The sequence below is a fragment of the Halotalea alkalilenta genome (assembly GCF_001648175.1).
GTDB lineage: Bacteria > Pseudomonadota > Gammaproteobacteria > Pseudomonadales > Halomonadaceae > Halotalea > Halotalea alkalilenta_A.
Genome location: NZ_CP015243.1, coordinates 743,504 through 760,656, shown reverse-complemented (window position 1 = coordinate 760,656; position 17,153 = coordinate 743,504). Strand labels below are relative to the sequence as shown.

13 protein-coding genes are annotated in these 17,153 nt (G+C 63.7%); 6 read left to right on the top strand and 7 right to left on the bottom strand.

Features of this window, described 5'->3' with window-relative positions:
* Nucleotides 1–54: 54 nt before the first annotated feature.
* Nucleotides 55–177: a hypothetical protein gene (locus A5892_RS20885; protein ID WP_263281396.1), complete on the bottom strand. Its 123-nt coding sequence runs from the start codon at nt 175–177 to the stop codon at nt 55–57.
* Between the two features lie 415 nt (nt 178–592).
* Nucleotides 593–2,566 carry a hypothetical protein gene (locus A5892_RS03385; protein WP_150123468.1) on the bottom strand — a complete coding sequence of 658 codons (1,974 nt, stop codon included), beginning with the start codon at nt 2,564–2,566 and terminating at the stop codon, nt 593–595.
* Nucleotides 2,567–3,023: 457 nt separating this feature from the next.
* Here A5892_RS03385 and A5892_RS03380 point away from each other — a divergent pair, with 457 nt between their 5' ends.
* Together A5892_RS03380 and A5892_RS20120 are read left to right on the top strand one after the other, a co-directional pair.
* The gene (locus A5892_RS03380) at nt 3,024–3,560 is read left to right on the top strand and encodes a hypothetical protein (protein WP_064121602.1); all 537 of its coding nucleotides are present in this window, start codon (nt 3,024–3,026) and stop codon (nt 3,558–3,560) included.
* Nucleotides 3,561–3,778: 218 nt separating this feature from the next.
* A complete protein-coding gene (locus tag A5892_RS20120; protein ID WP_150123467.1) occupies nt 3,779–4,360 on the top strand; it encodes a hypothetical protein in 582 nt (193 codons plus the stop codon).
* A gap of 468 nt (nt 4,361–4,828) precedes the next feature.
* On the opposite strand, the gene ilvA is transcribed toward A5892_RS20120, so the two are convergent.
* Entirely contained in the window at nt 4,829–6,370 is a 1,542-nt protein-coding gene (gene ilvA / locus A5892_RS03370; RefSeq protein ID WP_082890240.1) for a threonine ammonia-lyase, biosynthetic, read from the bottom strand.
* Between the two features lie 328 nt (nt 6,371–6,698).
* On the opposite strand from ilvA, the gene rpiA reads away from it, so the two are divergent.
* From rpiA to A5892_RS03350, 4 genes are all read left to right on the top strand, one after another.
* Nucleotides 6,699–7,400: a ribose-5-phosphate isomerase RpiA gene (gene rpiA, locus A5892_RS03365; RefSeq protein WP_064121600.1), complete on the top strand. Its 702-nt coding sequence runs from the start codon at nt 6,699–6,701 to the stop codon at nt 7,398–7,400.
* A gap of 33 nt (nt 7,401–7,433) precedes the next feature.
* Complete coding sequence (locus A5892_RS03360; protein WP_064121599.1) at nt 7,434–7,640, top strand: hypothetical protein; 207 nt, start codon at nt 7,434–7,436, stop codon at nt 7,638–7,640.
* A 111-nt stretch (nt 7,641–7,751) separates the two neighbouring features.
* A complete protein-coding gene (locus A5892_RS03355; protein WP_064121598.1) occupies nt 7,752–8,768 on the top strand; it encodes a GlxA family transcriptional regulator in 1,017 nt (338 codons plus the stop codon).
* The gene (locus tag A5892_RS03350) at nt 8,765–9,931 is read left to right on the top strand and encodes an MFS transporter (protein ID WP_064121597.1); all 1,167 of its coding nucleotides are present in this window, start codon (nt 8,765–8,767) and stop codon (nt 9,929–9,931) included. Before A5892_RS03355 ends, A5892_RS03350 begins: the two co-directional genes overlap by 4 nt.
* 319 nt (nt 9,932–10,250) lie before the next feature.
* Here A5892_RS03350 and A5892_RS03345 read toward each other — a convergent pair whose 3' ends face one another.
* From A5892_RS03345 to A5892_RS03330, 4 genes are all read right to left on the bottom strand, one after another.
* Nucleotides 10,251–13,175, bottom strand: coding sequence for a DEAD/DEAH box helicase (locus tag A5892_RS03345; protein WP_082890239.1), 2,925 nt, complete (start codon nt 13,173–13,175; stop codon nt 10,251–10,253).
* Nucleotides 13,176–13,264: 89 nt separating this feature from the next.
* A complete protein-coding gene (gene waaA, locus A5892_RS03340; RefSeq protein WP_082890238.1) occupies nt 13,265–14,545 on the bottom strand; it encodes a lipid IV(A) 3-deoxy-D-manno-octulosonic acid transferase in 1,281 nt (426 codons plus the stop codon).
* 4 nt (nt 14,546–14,549) lie between these two features.
* The gene (hldE, locus tag A5892_RS03335; protein ID WP_064121596.1) at nt 14,550–15,983 is read right to left on the bottom strand and encodes a bifunctional D-glycero-beta-D-manno-heptose-7-phosphate kinase/D-glycero-beta-D-manno-heptose 1-phosphate adenylyltransferase HldE; all 1,434 of its coding nucleotides are present in this window, start codon (nt 15,981–15,983) and stop codon (nt 14,550–14,552) included.
* On the bottom strand, nt 15,973–17,097 hold the full coding sequence (locus tag A5892_RS03330; protein WP_064124272.1) for a glycosyltransferase family 9 protein: 1,125 nt from the start codon (nt 17,095–17,097) through the stop codon (nt 15,973–15,975). Before A5892_RS03330 ends, hldE begins: the two co-directional genes overlap by 11 nt.
* Between the last annotated feature and the right edge of the window lie 56 nt (nt 17,098–17,153).

The following is a 17,153-nucleotide window of genomic DNA, read 5'->3' as shown; positions in this document are numbered from 1 at the left end:
CTTGAACCTTGTGCGCGCGAGGCCTCGAGCCCCGCGCGCGCTAACGCAGGCGGTTCAGATGTCGTCACCCTCACCGCTCTTCATGCCTTTCAGGCACTGTCCGCACATCAACGCCACGATGCTCGAGATCGCCAGGATCCCCGCGGACACGATCAGGAAAATGAAAAAGGTCGTCATGGCTAAGCCCCACTGGCTGTCTTCGCCCGCCTTCTAGTCGAGAAAAGCGCCGAAGCGGCTCAATGGGCTGGAGACAGCCCCGAAAAGGAGGGTCCGGCGGGAAGACTCACCTTCCGAGCGATGGCGCGATCATGGTCTGAAGAAGTGAGGATACTGTCCACGGGGCGATGTCAATCCCAGGAGTAGCGGGGTAAAACGCCCCCATTTGACGCCTTTGCCCGCATAGGACACCGCCTCGGCAGGCAGCGCCCACGATCACGCACATGAACCGCACACCGCCAGCGGGGCGTTTCACGTGAAACGCCCCGCAGCGACTCAAGCCAGAAACAGCCTGTAGGCGGGGTTGTCGCTCTCTTTACCAAGGGGAGCGGCAACCAGCCGCTTGGTCAAGCTGCCGCTCTCCGATACTGAACGATTAGAAGAATAGGTTGCCTTCGCCGATCTCCCAGTTGATGAAACCCGGCTCCCGGTTCTGGTCCGCGGGATAGGGACTGCCAATCGAAGGGTTGTTGTAGGCGGTGTATTCGATGAAGAAATCGGCCTCGCCATCCCCCGTGCGGTCACCCTCGAGGCGTACCGTCGATGACTGCCAGCCATTATCCACGATGATAGGAATCTCGAATCGCTCTCCCACGGTTTCAGTCACGTACCTCAATTCTCCCGGCGTGCCGGAAAAAACGTCGACGCCAATGAAAACGATCTGCTGATGTCCTTCTTGGTTGAGGTCGCCATCCAGGTTGGAGAAATCCAACACGTCGGGATCGATCCGGAACCCTCCCGTCCCGCCTGTTCCCATCGATTCGGGAATGTAATTTCTGCCATTGAAATAATAAGCTTCGTCTTCAGTGGTCAGGCCATGGATGTATTTTGTGGTAATGCCCTCGCCCGAGCCAGGCGTAGTGAAATCTTCATCCCTGAAGACGATACGGTTTCCGCCCCCATGCACTACGATGGTGTCGTTTCCCGAACCTCCGCTGATCGTCATGCCGCCCAGCAGATCACCAATGATGATATCGTCAAAAGCACTGCCTATGATGTAGTCGATATTCTTATATTTTTCTGCCGACATGAAAGACAGCGAAGGTGCATCCAGCTCCTCAAAGACATATTTACCACGAAGAGCCGTTAGTGCATTGTCACGAAACAAAAAGTTGGTCAACTTATCGACCCCTGCATCGGCGGCACGTTGGTCGATCCACTCATCGATCCTATCATTGCCGCTGATGAAGATATCGATGCCCTGTTGATTCAAAGAAAAATCGAGGACGTTGTATCCCTCCTTTCCACCGATGACTTTGTTGTCGAGAGACGGATCGCTGAGCGGCATGAACCAGTTGAACCCGTCACCGCCGATCATCTCGTTCGCATCCTCGTCGCCGATAAAAAGGAAGGAACCATCCCCTTCGGCCACGAAGGATTTGAGCCCCTCCAGGGTTTCCAGCGCACTGAACAGAATCGTCTCCGGCAGCGGCCGGTCATTTACCGCATTTTCACTCTGCTCGGTTTGATCCACCTCCTCGGCCAGGAAGTGTGTTCCGATAGCAGAGACGATGTCTCCTATATGCTCTTCAGCACTCGGGTATTTTTCGGGATGATCCAAGATTTCTTTCAATGCCCGGTAAAATTGGTAACCGGAAACAACCAACTCATCAGCTGGCTCTAAATCACTCGATGCACTCGCTAGAGATGATTGAAGGAACATGACATTGGAGTTCGCACTCTGTCCCGTCTCCTGTCCCAGCATACCCAGATTGCCAAGCGCGGAGCCGATCAAATTACTAGCGGCACCTCTCAAGCCTAGCGCTTCTAATCCTAAAGAAGCTGCAAACCCAATGGCGATACCGCCTATGACTGCAGGACCTCCGGTGAGGCTTAATCCATAAACCACACCCGCGTAAACCAGGCCAATCGCAGCATTCGATGCCAGCATGGCCGCCTCAGTACCAATGGCTACAGCCGGTGGTGTACCGCTATTGATCTCCGAGTTCACGCTGCCCCAGCTCAACATGCCCTGTGTAATGACGTTGTTCTTTAGCGCAACCCCCTTCAGTGCGGAAAACTGCCCCTCCGTAAGAACGGAGCTGAACAGCTCACCCATATACTTTGGCAGCTTGCTTACCTCAGGGATCAAATGATTGAACAAAGCATCACCTGTTCCTTTCTTGCTTTCAGGATCAACATAATGCCTGGACTCATCCTCATAGTTTTCATAGTAATAGTCATTGTTTTGACCGATCAAATTATAAATATAGTAAGTAGGCACCGTGGGCCCACTGCCACTACTGAAATGTACGCCAGCCATTGTGAACCCGCCGCCAGCATAATTCGGTTGCGTTGGAGGAGAATAATATCCCCAGACGGTCATCGCAGAAGCTGTTTGCATCGTCATCGTTCACCTCGAATGATTTTCTTTTTAAGCAAGGCACGATCTAAACGACTTGGGTCAACCACAAAAATAGGTGGCGCCGGGAGATTTATAATAAGTCAGCACGAAAAAGCTAACTGGCATAGGGTTAATACGACACTGACTCAAATGTAAGTGAATATCATTAAGATTTGTCTAAGAAAAGGCTTTTCTCCCCCGGCTATACTGCTAGCAGCCCCGGCCTTCACATTGATCCGTGCGCTTAGCCTCTACCGCATTCCTTGCGGCGAGGCCGGAGACGGATTTTCTTTTTCACCCCGGTCGAGGGCGAATTTCGGCTACCAAGACATTGTTTAACGGTGAAAATCTGGTAGAGGAAGGATGAGCGGATCGAGGCACGAAGCAGTCAGCGAAGCGACTAGCAACGGCCAAGCGACGAAAAAGGGAACGGATAAGAGAAGCAAGCTAGAGGATTAGGACAATGCGTTTGGACGGGTATGGATATGCGTTTTTCGAACGCAAGGAAGATGGCGTCATCATATACCATGGCCAGTTCCGTGGCCCTGGCTATATCATTACCGAGGAGATAGAGCGTAAACTGAAGGCACTCTACACTTTCGTATTCACTACCCAGCTCTTCGTCATCTTTCCTATTTTTTCCTACGGAAACAGGCTGCTGGGATTATTCATCGCGGCAGTAGTTGTAGCGATCTTTTACTACGCCCATGGAAAACTGGTGAAGGACCTCCCGATATCTCCTTATCCGCGCCAGCGCTTCCCTCAGAGGGTCGATCAAGTCGCAAGAAACATGCCTATCTGGGGATTTTTAAGCATCCCCATCTTACTTCTACTCTTATATTTTGTTGCAAACCATTTCTTTACCCAGGATGATCACGAGCTTTTGGCGTTTGCAAGCATGATCTTCCTACTCATACTCAATGCATGGGCGCTCTTATGCTTGGCCGTCAGGATAAAGCATCTTTTCGACTACATAAAGAAACGTCGGCAGATAAAATAATACATAGTATTGCACTGAAAATCACTTGGCTAAGAGAGGAAAACGCCCGTACACACTATTGGTTTCTCGCATTCTTATTCCTCATCTTCTCTCATTACTACACCTGGCTTTTTGTCCAAGGCGATAAAAAACAAAGGGCCTCCCCAGTATGACTGCGCTCTCTATGAATATGACCTCGGAGATCAAAATAAGACTTTTCATAAGATCCAGACAAAACATTGAGTGGTTCGTATTTTTCCACACCATACGCGTCTCGAACAGGAGGAATAGACCAATGCGCTCGAGAGGACTCGGGAATTTTTTTTGAAACCAAAGAAGATGGCACCATTATCTATCATGGTAAGTTTAGAGATCGTGGCTATATCGTCACCGAAAAGATAAAGAGCAAGCTGCTGGCGCTCTATTCCTCTGCCTTTGGTATCCAATTTTTTGTCATCTTTCCTGCATTTAGTACCGGACATTATTTCTTCGGACTTTTCCTGGGAGGCCTGATCGTCATGATTTTCTACTTCATCCACCGCCGATTGGTCAAAAATCTGCCTCTTTCCCCCTATCCTCGGCAACGATTGCCACAACGAGCCGAGCGGGTCGGCAGGGAGGCGCCTTTATGGCTCCTGCTTTTCTCACTTCCATTTCTGTTCATGATTACCTATTTCCTCGCATGGCATTTTTTCACCCAGGATGATCAGAAAGCATTGGCCCTAAGCGCAATGATTTTCTTCATCCTGCTGGATATGATCCTGATCGTGACTCTAGTGATCAAAACAAGGCTTTTCCTCCAATCCCGGAAAAAACGTTGAGAGGCTCATGCTTTCCATGCGCTCCCCGACCAACCGTGCCATTGGCAGCCCCCCTATAGCCTCGTCCAGAAAACCCATATCCAGAAGAACAGCGCCGGCACCTGGATCCAGTACCGTGGGGCCTGCGCCAACAACCGGCAGCGCTGCTGCGGCAGACGCAGATAGAGCAGCGGTTGCGGACTGCATTGAACTAGCGCTCAGCTTGATCCACGAAAGGGAACCATTGCCGCCTTTCGTGAAGACTCACTGGGTATCATTGAATACATCGCGGATGACAATCCCGATGCCGCGCAGCGGCTCAAGAACGGGATTGAACGCAAAGTAGCCGCGCCGCCATCGCTGAACGGCTTTCCCGCCAGCGCGTCACCTCGATGCGGATGACTGCGGCTCAGCGCGTCGGGCCATTCGCCGCAGCCAATGGCCCAATCATTAGCGCCGAAACAAACTCTCCTCGCTGCACACTCCATTTCAAGCCAGAAACAGCCTGTAGGCGGGGTTGTCGCTCTCTTTCCAGTAGCGATAGCCGATTTCGTCGAGGTGGCTCTCGAGCCCTTCGAGCTCGGCGGTGGGTACCTGCATGCCGACCAGCACCCGGCCATAGGCGGCGCCGTGGTTGCGGTAGTGGAACAGTGAGATGTTCCAGCTCTCCGGCAGGTGGCTGAGGAAGTTCATCAGCGCGCCGGGACGTTCGGGAAACTCGAATCGATAGAGCGCCTCCTCCACCCCTTGGCGGTCGCCGACCGGTGGCCTGCCGCCGCCGAGATGGCGGATGTGCAGCTTGGCCAGTTCGTTGTCGGAAAGATCCTCGACCGGGTAGCCCGCCTCCTCGAGCCGGGCGATGGCGCGACGCCGGTCCTCGCCGCCGGGGACGACCTGGATGCCGACGAAGATCCGCGCCGCCTGAGCATCGGCGTAGCGATAGTTGAACTCGGTCACCATCCGCGCGCCGATGCTCTGGCAGAACTGCTTGAAGCTGCCCGGGCGCTCGGGGATGGTCACCGCGATGATCGCTTCGCGCTGCTCGCCGAGCTGGGCGCGCTCGGCGATGTGCTGGAGCCGGTCGAAGTTGGTGTTGGCACCAGAGTTGACGCACACCAGCGTGCGCCCCGAGACGCCGGGGCGCTTGGCGTACTTCTTCAGGCCCGCCAGCGACACAGCGCCGGAGGCTTCGGCGAGCCCGCGAGTGTCTTCGAAGATGTCCTTGACCGCCGCGCAGACCTCGTCGGTGGTCACCGTGATCACCTCGTCGACCAGATCCTTGAGCAGTGCGAACGGCGCTTCGCCGATCCGCGCCACCGCCACCCCTTCGGCGAACAGCCCGACGCTTGCCAGGGTCACCGGCTCCCCTGCGTCCATCGCGGCCTTGAGGCAGGCGGCGTCCTCCGGCTCGACCCCGATCACCTTGATCTCGGGACGCAGGTACTTGATGTAGGCGGCCATTCCGGCGATAAGCCCGCCGCCGCCAACCGGTACGAACACCGCATCGATCGGCCCCTGGTGCTGGCGCAGGAGCTCCATCGCCACGGTTCCCTGGCCCGCGATCACGTCGGGGTCGTCGAACGGTGCCAGGTAGGTGTAGCCGAACTCGCGCTGGAGCTTGAGCGCGTGATCGAGCGCAGCGTTGAATGCATCCCCCTCGAGCACCACCTCCGCGCCCCGCGCACGCACTGCGGCAACCTTGATCTCCGGCGTGATCCTCGGCATCACGATCACCGCCTTGACCCCCATTTGGCGCGCCGCCATCGCCACGCCCTGGGCGTGGTTGCCGGCCGAGGCGGTAATCACGCCCTTGGCGCGCTGCTCCTCGCTGAGAAAGGTCATGCGGTTGTAGGCGCCACGAATCTTGAACGAGAACACCGGCTGCAGATCCTCGCGCTTGATCAGCACGCGGTTGCCCAGTCGTTCGGAGAGGAAGGGGGCGGGAGAGAGCGGAGTTTCGATCGCCGCCTCGTAGACCCTCGCGGTGAGGATCTTCTTGACGTACGACTCGAGCATCGAGGTGTCAGGCATGTTCCAGGTCCAGACAGCGGACGCGTCGCTTGGCTTGAAAAGACCTTGGCGACGGCGAAGGCATGGTTCGGTGGGTGACAGGGGTGCCGCGGCGAAATGGAAACCTCGCCCTGCGGGCGAAACGAAGCGGCTCAGTCCGCCATTGGTATCAGGCGCGCGTCGACGCGTCCAGTACCAAGCGAGGCAGCAACGCTCGCCCCATCGGGTGCGTGGTTACCGAGTCGATAAGGGCGCCACGGTTTCGCTTCCCCCGGGCGGGCAGCCTATAATCTCCGGGTTCGCTACCCTACTCGACGTCGCCGCAAGGCGGCGACCGCGGAGTCAAGCCATGCCTGCATCCCCCTCCGGCGCTACCCGCCAGGATGAACTCAAGCGTGCCGTCGCCCAGGCCGCCCTCGACGAAATCGCCCCGCACCTCGAACGCGACACAGTCATCGGCATCGGCACAGGCTCCACCGCGAGCCTGTTCATCGACGCCCTTGCGCCGCTGCGCGATCGTTTCCTCGGTGCAGTGGCTAGCTCGGAAGTCAGCGCCAAGCAGCTGCGCGACCACGGCATCGAGGTGCTCGAGCTCAACAGCGTCGGGCGCATCCCGTTCTATGTCGACGGCGCTGACGAGATCGACCATGAGCTTGCGATGATCAAGGGCGGCGGCGCGGCGCTGACTCGCGAGAAGATCGTCGCCGCCTGCGCCGACCACTTCATCTGCATCGCCGATGAAAGCAAGTGGGTGCCCCAGCTCGGCCAGTATCCGCTGCCGATCGAGGTGATCCCGATGGCGCGCTCGTACGTCGCCCGCGAGCTGGTGGCACTGGGTGCCTCGCCGATCTACCGTGAGGGCGTGGTGACCGATAACGGCAACCAGATCCTCGATCTCTACGATTTCCCGATCCCGCAGCCCAAGGCGATGGAGAGCAGGATCAACGGCATCGTCGGGGTGGTCTGTAACGGCATTTTCGCTCATCGCGGCGCGGACCTGCTGCTGCTCGGCCGCACCAATGGCGTCGAGCGCCTCGAGCGTCGGCGCTGACCCTCACCGCGCCGCTCTACTACTGGAGTCCTCATGTCACGTCTCGCCTCCTTGCCACTGCTGGCACTGGCCTGGCTCACCTGCTCACCTCAAGCGCTCGCCGCACGTGAGGCGAACCCGGAAGCGATCGCCTTCTGGCGCGCCGCCGGCCCGACGGTGATCCTGATCATGGCGATAGCGAGCATCCTCATCGTGCTGGTCGTTGCCTTGATTCTCGCCCGGCGCGCCAAGCGCCCCTAGAGGCCAATCCGCACGCCCTGGCCGAATCGTCCGAATCCGTGGGGTCGGTGTCATTGTGGACGCCGCGCCACGGCCGCACACTCGAGGCATCTTCCCCATCGAGATGCCACGATGACCAGTCCGCCGCCCATCCGCACCGTCGCCAGCCTGCTCTACCCTGGAGTGATGAGCCTCGACGTCTGCGGCCCGCTGCAGGCGTTCGCCTCGGCCAACGTGGAACTTGCCCGGCGCGCGGCCGAGCCGGCCTATGCCATCCGCTTGCTCGGCACCGAGGCGGGCGCGATCGAAAGCTCCGCCGGTATCCGCCTGGTCGCGGATCGGCCCTACACCGACTGCTCGCCGGCCTCGCTCGACACCCTGCTGGTGCCCGGCGGGGAAGGGGTCGAAGCGCTGCTCGGCGATACCGCACTGATCGACTGGCTGCGCCGGGCCGAGCCGCTGGTACGCCGGCTCGGCTCGGTGTGCTCGGGGGCGCTGCTGCTCGCCGCCACCGGCCTGCTCGACGGCCGTCTCGCCACCACCCACTGGGCCGACGCCTCGCGCCTGGCCAGCGGCCATCCGCTGGTCTCGGTCGACGGAGACCGGCTGCACACCTTCGATGCCTCGGCTCGCGACGGAGACCCGCACCTGTTCACCTCCGCGGGCGTCACTGCCGGAATCGATCTCGCCCTGGCGCTGATCGAAGCCGATCTCGGCCGCAGCCTCGCGCTCGCGGTGGCACGCCGACTGGTGATGTTCGTCCGCCGTCCCGGCGGGCAGGCGCAGTTCAGCGCACTGCTGGTGCCTGACGCGCGCAGCGAAAAGCTCGGCGCGCTGCTCGAGTGGATCGCCATGCATCTCGACCAGGATCTATGTCTGGAGCGCTTGGCCGAGCGCGCCTGTACCACGCCGCGCAGCCTCTCGAGGATGTTCGTCGGTGAGCTCGGCATGCCACCGGGGCGCTATGTCGAACGGCTAAGGGTCGATACCGCGCGCAGCCTGCTCGACGACGGCCAGGTCGGCATCGACACCGTCGCGCGGCTGACAGGGATCAAGCACGCCGAGAACCTGCGGCGGTTGTTCCACAAGCATCTAGCGGTCTCGCCGAGCGCCTATCGAGCCCGTTTCACCGCAGGAGAGAACAGATGAACCCGGTACTGCTAAGACTCTTCTGCCTCCAGGCGCTGTTCTGGAGCGCATCGATCGCCGGGATCACCCTGACCGGACTGGTGGGACTGGAACTCTCTCCCTGGCAACGTCTCGCCACTCTGCCGCTGGCGCTCCAGGTGCTCGGCGGGCTGCTCGCCACCCATCCGCTCTCCAACCTGATGCAGCGTCGCGGGCGCGGCTTCGGCCTGCGCCTCGGGGCGCTGGCGGGGCTCATTGGCGCGATGATCTGCGCCTGGGCACTGCTGGAACGCCAGTTCTGGCTGTTCTGCGCCGGAACCCTGGCCCTTGGCGTCTATCAGGCCTCAGCGATGTTCTATCGCCACTGCGCGCTGGAGGTGGTCGACCCGGCCAAGCGCGGCCGCGCGATCGCCCTGGTCCTTGGCGGCGGCCTGTGCGCCGCGCTGATCGCCCCGAGCCTTGTGGTGCACGGCCGCGATGCGCTGAGCGTCCCTTACCTCGGCGCCTACTTATTGATCGGGCTGCTCGCCGTACTGGCGCTGGTCATACTCTCGGGCTTGCACGCCCCGGCCCCGCCGCCCGCGACGCCAGGGGCGCAAACGCCGCTGCGCGCGCTGCTGGCGCGACCCGACGTTCGCCTGGCGCTGCTGGTCACCGCGACCGGTCAAGGGCTGATGATCCTGGTCATGAACGCGACCCCGCTGGCGATGCACGCGGTCCACCATCCTTTCGGTTCATCCGCGACAGTGATCCAGTGGCATGTGATCGGGATGTTCTTGCCGGCGTTCTTCGCAGGCCCGTTGGTCGATCGATTCAGTGCCAGGTACATGGCACTGGCCGGCGCCCTGGTGCTGGCAGCGAGCGCGACGATCGCACTCAGCGGAGAAGGATTCACCGCCTTCCTGCTCAGCTCGCTGGCACTCGGCCTGGGCTGGAACCTGCTGCTGGTCAGCGGCACCGCGCTGCTCGCCCAGAGTCACGCCGTAGAGGAGCGCGGCCGCGCCCAGGGCGCAATGGAACTGGCCAACGCCCTCGCCGCCCTCGTCGGCAGCGCAGCGGCCGGTGTCGGCATCGGCACGATCGGCTGGAGCGGGATCAATTGGCTGATGCTGGGGCTGAGCGTTGCCCTGCTTTCGCGATTGGCCATCTTCAACCGCTCCTCCCCCCGGACTGAGCGAGCGTAGCGAGTCGAAGGAGCCTCACTGGCTCGCTACGAAAGGATATGAGGGCCTGGCCTTGGGAGGTGGGCCGTGGTTCGACTCGGCTCGTTCCTCGCCGGCTCACCACGAGCGGATATGGCGCCCTCGCCGGCTCACCACGAACGGATGCTGGCCCACCATGAACGGCTGTGGTGCGAACGGGGTGGGGGGGGTATCGAGTCTTGGCGCCACTCCCCCTCCCGTTCGTCCCGAGCGGCGTCCCGCTCGCTGAGCCTTCGGCCAAGCGGGACAGCGGGGGACGCCTGTCGAGGGACCTGGGCGGGGCGCCGAGGAGGGCGCAGCCTCAATCGAGCGGGGCGAACAGTTCGTGCAGGGTGGTGTGGTCGAACGACCAATCGAGGCCGCGTTCACCTTCGAGCAGCGTGTCGCTGAGCGCTGCCTTGCGCCGCTGGATCGATTGGATGCGCTCTTCGACGGTGCCGCGTGCGATCAGCCGGTAGACGAATACCGGTTTGTCCTGGCCGATGCGGTGGGCGCGGTCGATCGCTTGGTTCTCCACCGCTGGGTTCCACCATGGGTCGAAGTGGATCACGGTATCCGCGGCGGTCAGGTTGAGCCCGGCGCCGCCGGCCTTGAGGCTGATCAAGAACAGCGGCGCCTCGCCGGCCTGGAAGGCGCGCACTGGCTCGCGGCGGTCGCGCGATTCGCCGGTCAGCAGCAGGTAGCGCCAGCCGCGCCGCTCGAGTTCACGCTGGATCAGTGCGAGCACCGAGGTGAACTGGGAGAACAGCAGCACCCGGCGCCCGGCTTCGAGCATCGGTGCCAGCATCTCGAGCAGGGTCACCAGCTTGGCCGAGTCGCCGCCGACCGTGACCGGACGCAGCCCTCGCTCCGCCAGCGGTTCGAGCAGCCGGGCATCGCAGCTCACTTGGCGCAGCCGCAGCAGCGCTTCGAGCACTACCATCCGGCTGCCGCTCAGCCCGCGTGCGGCGACCGCCTCTTCGACCCGCGCCAGCATGCTGCGGCGAACCTCCTCGTAGCGCTCGCGCTGGCGCCCTTCGAGCTCGACGCGAACCACGATTTCGCTCTTGCCGGGCAAGTCGGCGGCGACCTCTTCCTTGGTCCGACGCAGCAGGTAAGGGCGCAGCCGCGCGAGCAGCAGTTCGAGTCGGGCACGATCACCACGGCTCTCGATCGGCTGCCGATAGCGGCGGGTGAATCCGCTGGCATCGTCGAGCCAGCCGGGCATCAATAGTTCGAACTGCGACCATAGCTCACCAAGGTGGTTCTCCACCGGGGTCCCGCTCAGGCACAGCCGCAGGTCGGCCTTCAGCCGCCGGGCCGCGAGCGCGGTGCGGCTGGAGGGATTTTTCAACATCTGCGCCTCGTCGCACACCAGCACCCGCCAGGAGCGCTGTTCGAGCAGCTCGACGTCACGGGCGAGCAGCGGATAGGAGGTGAGCACCACCTGATGGCGGTCGATCTCCTGGTGCAGCGCCCGGCGCCCGCCTCCGTGCAGGGTCAGCACTGCGAGGCTCGGGGCGAAACGAGCCAGCTCGTCCTCCCAGTTGGCCAGCAGGCTGGTCGGCGCGATCACCAGCGCCGGGCGGTCGAGACGTTCGGTCTCGAATTCGCCGAGCAGGAAGGCGATCACCTGGAGCGTCTTGCCGAGCCCCATGTCGTCGGCCAGCAGGCCTCCGGCGTGGATGCGATCGAGCCCGCGCAGCCAGGCCAATCCCTCGCGCTGATAGCCTCGCAGCGTCGCCTGGAGCCCTTGCGGCGGCTGGTCGAGCGGCACTGCGTCCAGCGAGCCCAGGGCATCGAGCGATACCTTGGCCGGCCATTCGTAGGCATCGGAGGCGAAGGGCGCGAGTCGCGCGAGCTCCAGCCGCGACCAGCGCAGCGGTTCGCCCTCGGCAAAGGCGGCGGGGTCGAAACGCAGCTCCTCGAAGGCGCTCAACAGCGCTTCGAGCCGTGCATGGGGCAGCGCCAAGCGCAGCGACGGGCGATCGGTCTCCGCTGGCAGCTCAAGCACCAGCGCCGCTTCCTCGCCACCGGCGGCGAGGGTCTGCGGTGAGAAACGCTGCGGTGCACGCAGGATCGCTCGTGCCAGCGCCGCGCGCAGATCGATACGGTAACCGCCCGCGCGGACGCCGAACACCACCTCGAAATGGGCAGCCTCTGGGTCGAAATCGAAAAACCAAGCGTCTATCGGGGTCAGATCGAAGGCGAAGTCGGGCTGGATCACCACCTCCCAACCGCTGTCACGGAGCTTGGGCAGCGCCTCGCGGACGAACTTGAGCCAGCCGCGCTCGCCGTTCATCTCGAACGCATCGCCGCTTGCGGAACTCAGCGCATCGCTACGCCGGGCGGCACGCTTGAGCCCCCAGGCGGCGAGCTCGCGCTGCGCCGCGCGCTCGGTCTCGAAGCGCCGGGTCACCTGCCAGCGCCGCTGGTCGCGCTCGACCACCAACGCCTTCGGGGTCTCACCAAACGCCAGGGTGCCACCGTAGTCGAAGGCCAGCGCAGCGCGGTGGCGCTGACGCAAAGTCATGCGTCCGCTGCGCGGTTGGAACACGCGCTCGCGGAGGCTGCCGAGGGTCAGGCGAGGCACTGGCGCGAAGGCATCCGCCAGGGCGGCGGTCAGCGGCGGCGGCGGCGCCGGAGACCACTGGACGAGCTCCGCGCGCAGCCGCTCGGCGGCATCGACGTCGAGCGGCGCCTGGGCGGCGGCGCGAACCGCCAGCTCGACCGGCAATCCGGTGTCGAGCGGCCCCACCAGGCCATGGCTGAGATCCAGATAGTGCGGCGGCGCAAGCGTCAGCAGCCGCTCGAAGCCCTGCGCGGGATCGAGGGCGAGCCAGACCAGCCGGTAGCGCGGCGCGCGCCCGGCCAGCGCACGCCAGTCGAAGCGCACCGCTCGGGCATCACCCATGTGCAGCGCGAGGCCATCGACGTTGTGGAGATAGAAGCGTCGGCTTGCGAGCAGCGCCTCGAGCGCTTCCCGGCCGCCGTCGTCATCCAGGCGCAGGCGTTCGCCGTCGCCCTGGCGAGCCGCCAGTTCGGCCAGCCGACGATCGAGGGAGTCGGATTCATCGCCGATGTCGGCGATCCCTACCCACTCGACGCCGTCGAGGCTGCCGTCACGACGCCTGCGAACCCGGTAGGCTTCGATCAGGGCGAAGTCGTCACGAGCATAGGGAGCGAGCACGTATTCGCGCTGCCACTGCGACGCGCGGAGTTCGTCGCGAAGATAGCTCGACGCCATGGAGGAACACCTGGAATGCGAACGAAGCTTTCCATGCTATGGCGTCTCATCCTTGCTGCACAAGCCATTGGCTCAGCTCAAGGTCAGATTCAGCGTCGTCGCTCGCGCGGTTCGAGGGGAATCATCGCCAGCAGATGGTCGCGAATCAGCTTCTTGGCCCCGCGGTTGGCCTCGACCACGCCGCGTGCGGCGGCGCCAAGACGGCGCCGCTGCGCGGGATCATCGAACAGTTCGACCAGCGTATCGCCGAGACTCGCGGCGTCGTCGATCTCGATCCGCGCATTCGCGCGGGCGAGCGCATCGGCGATCTCGCTCAGGTTGGCGAGCTGCGGGCCGCTCAATACGGCAACGCCGAGCGCCGCCGGCTCGAGCAGATTGTGCCCGCCGATCGGTACCAGGGTACCGCCGACGAAAGCGACCTCGGCGCAGGCGTAGAGGCCCATCAGCTCGCCCATGGTGTCGCCGAGGTAGACCTGGGTCGCCGCCAGGATCGCATCGTCATGGCTGCGCCGCGCCACCGCCTGCGCGCCCAACTGGTCGATGCAGAGCCCGGCGACGGCGTCGAAGCGCTGCGGATGGCGAGGCACCAGGATCAGTAGCGCCTCGGGGTAGCGGCTGCGCAGCCGCGCATGGGCCTCGAGCGCGGCGCGCTCCTCGCCGTCGTGGGTCGAAGCGGCGATCCACACCGGACGCGGGCCGATCCGCTCACGCATTACCTCGCCCAAGGCCCGCGTCGCATCGTCTACTTCGAGGTCGAACTTGAGCGCGCCCGCCACGGTGATCCGCTTCACCGGCAGGCCGAGGGCGCGAAAACGCTTGCCGTCCTCGCCGCTCTTCACCGCCGCCCAGTTGATCCTGATCAGCATGTCACCGACCAGCCGCTTGAAGCGCTGGTAGCGCTTGAACCCACGCTCGGTGATCCGCGCATTGATCAGCGCGATCGGCACATGGTGGTCGGCGGCGGCGTGGATCAGGTTCGGCCACAGCTCGGTCTCGACGATCACCAGCAGCTCCGGGTCGAGCAGACGCACCATCCGTCGTGTGGCAGCGGGAAAGTCCAGGGCAATGAAGTAATGACTCACTTCGCTGCCAAACAGCGCGGCTACGCGCTCAGCGCCAGTGGCGGTCATGGTGGTGACGACCACCCGGTGCTCCGGATTGTCATCGATCAGCGCGCGGATCACGGGCGCCGCCGTGACCACCTCGCCGACCGAGGCGGCATGCACCCACAGCACTCGCTGGCCGCGATGGTCGGGAATCCGGCCAAGCCGCTCGGCGCGCGAGCGCCCGGGCAGCTGCTCGCGCCAGACTCGCTTCCATACCAGCGGCGAGAGCGCGTAGAACAGGCCGCTGTAGAGTCGTCTTCCCACCCGCTCACTCCTGGCCGCGAATCGCGTCGATCAGCGCGCTGGTCGATACGCCACGCTCGAAGCCGAGCACCTTGACCTCACCGCCGTTGGCGAGCACCGCCTCGTGCCCGGCGATCTGCTCGACGCTGTAATCGCCCCCCTTGACCAGTACGTCCGGCAGCACCGCCTCGATCAGCCGCTGCGGCGTGTCCTCGCTGAACGGGACCACCCAATCGACCGCGGCCAAGGCGCCGAGTACCCGCATCCGCCGGTCGAGCGGGTTGACCGGCCGGCTCGGCCCCTTGAGCCGGGCCACCGATGCGTCATCGTTGACCGCCACGATCAGCCGATCGCCAAGGCGGCGGGCCTGCTCGAGATAGCCGACGTGGCCGGAGTGGAGGATGTCGAAGCAGCCGTTGGTCATCACCACCCGCTCGCCGCGCTCCTGGGCCGCCCGCACCATCCGGATCAGCGCCATCTCGCCCCCCTCGCCGCTCTCTTCCGCGCTCAGCCCGTACTCGTGCAGCGCGCCATAGAGCTCGGCCATGGTCAGCGTCGCGGTGCCGGGCTTGGCCACCACCAGTCCGGCGGAGAAGTTGGCCAGCCACAGCGCATCGTCGAGGCTCTGCCCGGCGGCGAGCGCCAGCCCGAGAATCCCGATCACGGTGTCGCCCGCGCCGGTGACGTCGTACACCTCGCGGGCATGGGTCGGCAGGTGCAAGGGCGGCACGCCCTCGCGGATCAGCACCATGCCGCGCTCGGAGAGGGTCACCAGCAGCGCCTCGAGCTCGAGCTCCACGCGCAGCCGCTCGCCCTTGGCGAAAAGCTCGGCGTCGTTCTCACTGCGCCCCATCACCGCCTCGAATTCGCTGAGGTTGGGAGTGAGCACGCTGGCGCCGCGATAGCGGGAGAAATCGGTGCCCTTGGGATCGACCAGCACGCGCTTGCCTTGGGCACGGCCGAGCCGGATCAGCGTCTCGACCTTGGAGAGCGTGCCCTTGCCGTAGTCGGAGAGAATCATCAGGTCGCACTCCGGAAGCGCGCGCGCGACCTGCTCCTCCAGCGGCGAAGTATCGACCGAGGCGAGCGGGCTTTCGAAGTCGAGCCGGATCAGCTGCTGGCTGCGGCTCATCACCCGCAGCTTGGTGATCGTCGGCACCGAGCGACTAGCGTGGAACAGCGGCTCGACCCCGGCGGCTACCAAGGCGCGTTCGAGCAGCGTGGCGTTGTCATCGACCCCGACGACCCCGGCCAAGCGGCTCTGCGCGCCCAGCGAGGCGATGTTGAGCGCCACGTTGGCGGCTCCGCCGGGACGGTCCTCGACCTCGTCGACCCGCACCACCGGCACCGGCGCTTCAGGAGAAATCCGCGAGGTCGGGCCATGCCAGTAGCGGTCGAGCATCACATCGCCGACGACCAGCAGGCGGGCGGCATCGAAAGCGTTCAGGTCAAGCTTCACGAGGGTTCTCCGAAGAGCGGGAGGAAGTGGCGGCGGTATCGAAGATCAGCCGGTCGAGCTGGGCGCAGACCTCTTCGCTGGTGATCAGCGCCATCGCGTCGGGATGGCGCACCCGCGCGCCCCAGCTGATCTGGTCGGGGGACTTGTGCATGAAGGTGCGCACCGCGTCAGGGTAGCGATTGACCACGTAGTCGCGCCACAGGTAGGGCGCGGCGCGTTCGGGGTTGGTGGTGGCATAGAGCCCGACCACCGGCGTGCCGAGGGCATTGGCCATGTGTACCGGCCCCGAGTCCGGCGCGATCAGTACCCGCGCACGCGCGATCAGCGCCAGCAGCCCCTTCAGCGAGGTGCGTCCGAGCAGGTCGACCGGCGCACCCTCGCCGAGGTGGGCGCAGAGCGTCTGGATCCGGGCGACCATCTCGCGCTCGGCGGTGCTGGTGCCACCGGTGAGGAAACAGGTCAGGCCGTGGCGACGCCAGGCGTGTTCGATCACCGCGGCGTAGCCCTCTGCCGACCAGTTGCGGAAGTTGCGCAGCCTCGGGTTGGCGCAGGGGCTGATCACCAGCGCCCGGCGCCCGGCGAGCAGCCCCTCGGCTTCGGCCTCGGCGGCAGCGGGAATCGCCAGGTCCCAGCGCAGCCGGGAGAGCTCCTGCTCGGCATCGAGCCCGAGGGCGACCGCGAAATCCATGAACGACTCGAGCACGTGGGCGTGCGGATGCGGCGCGATCCGGCGGTTGGTGAACCAGGTCTGCCAATCCTTGGAGCGCTCGCTGTCATAGCCGATTCGCACGCGGGTCTTGAGCCCGAGCGAGAGGATGCTTGCGCGCAGCGACTGCTGCATGTGCAGCAGCAAGTCGAAGCGAGTGTCACCGAGGCTTTGCCACAGTGCACGCATCCCCTTGAATCCGGTGGCTTTGTCGTAGACCACCAGCTCGACCCCGTCGAGCCCGCTGAGTAGACTGTATTCGGCCTTGCCGACGATCCAGGTGATCCTGGCTTCCGGCCAGCGGCGCGCCAGCGCGCGCACGGTGGGTACCAGGTTGCAGACGTCACCCAGGGCCGAGAGCCGCAGCACGCAGATGTGGCCAGGGCGTGCTGGCAAGGGTTGTTTCATGCGAATGACCATGTCTGGTTGGCGATGCTCTGACCGGCACCCGCCGCCGCCATCGA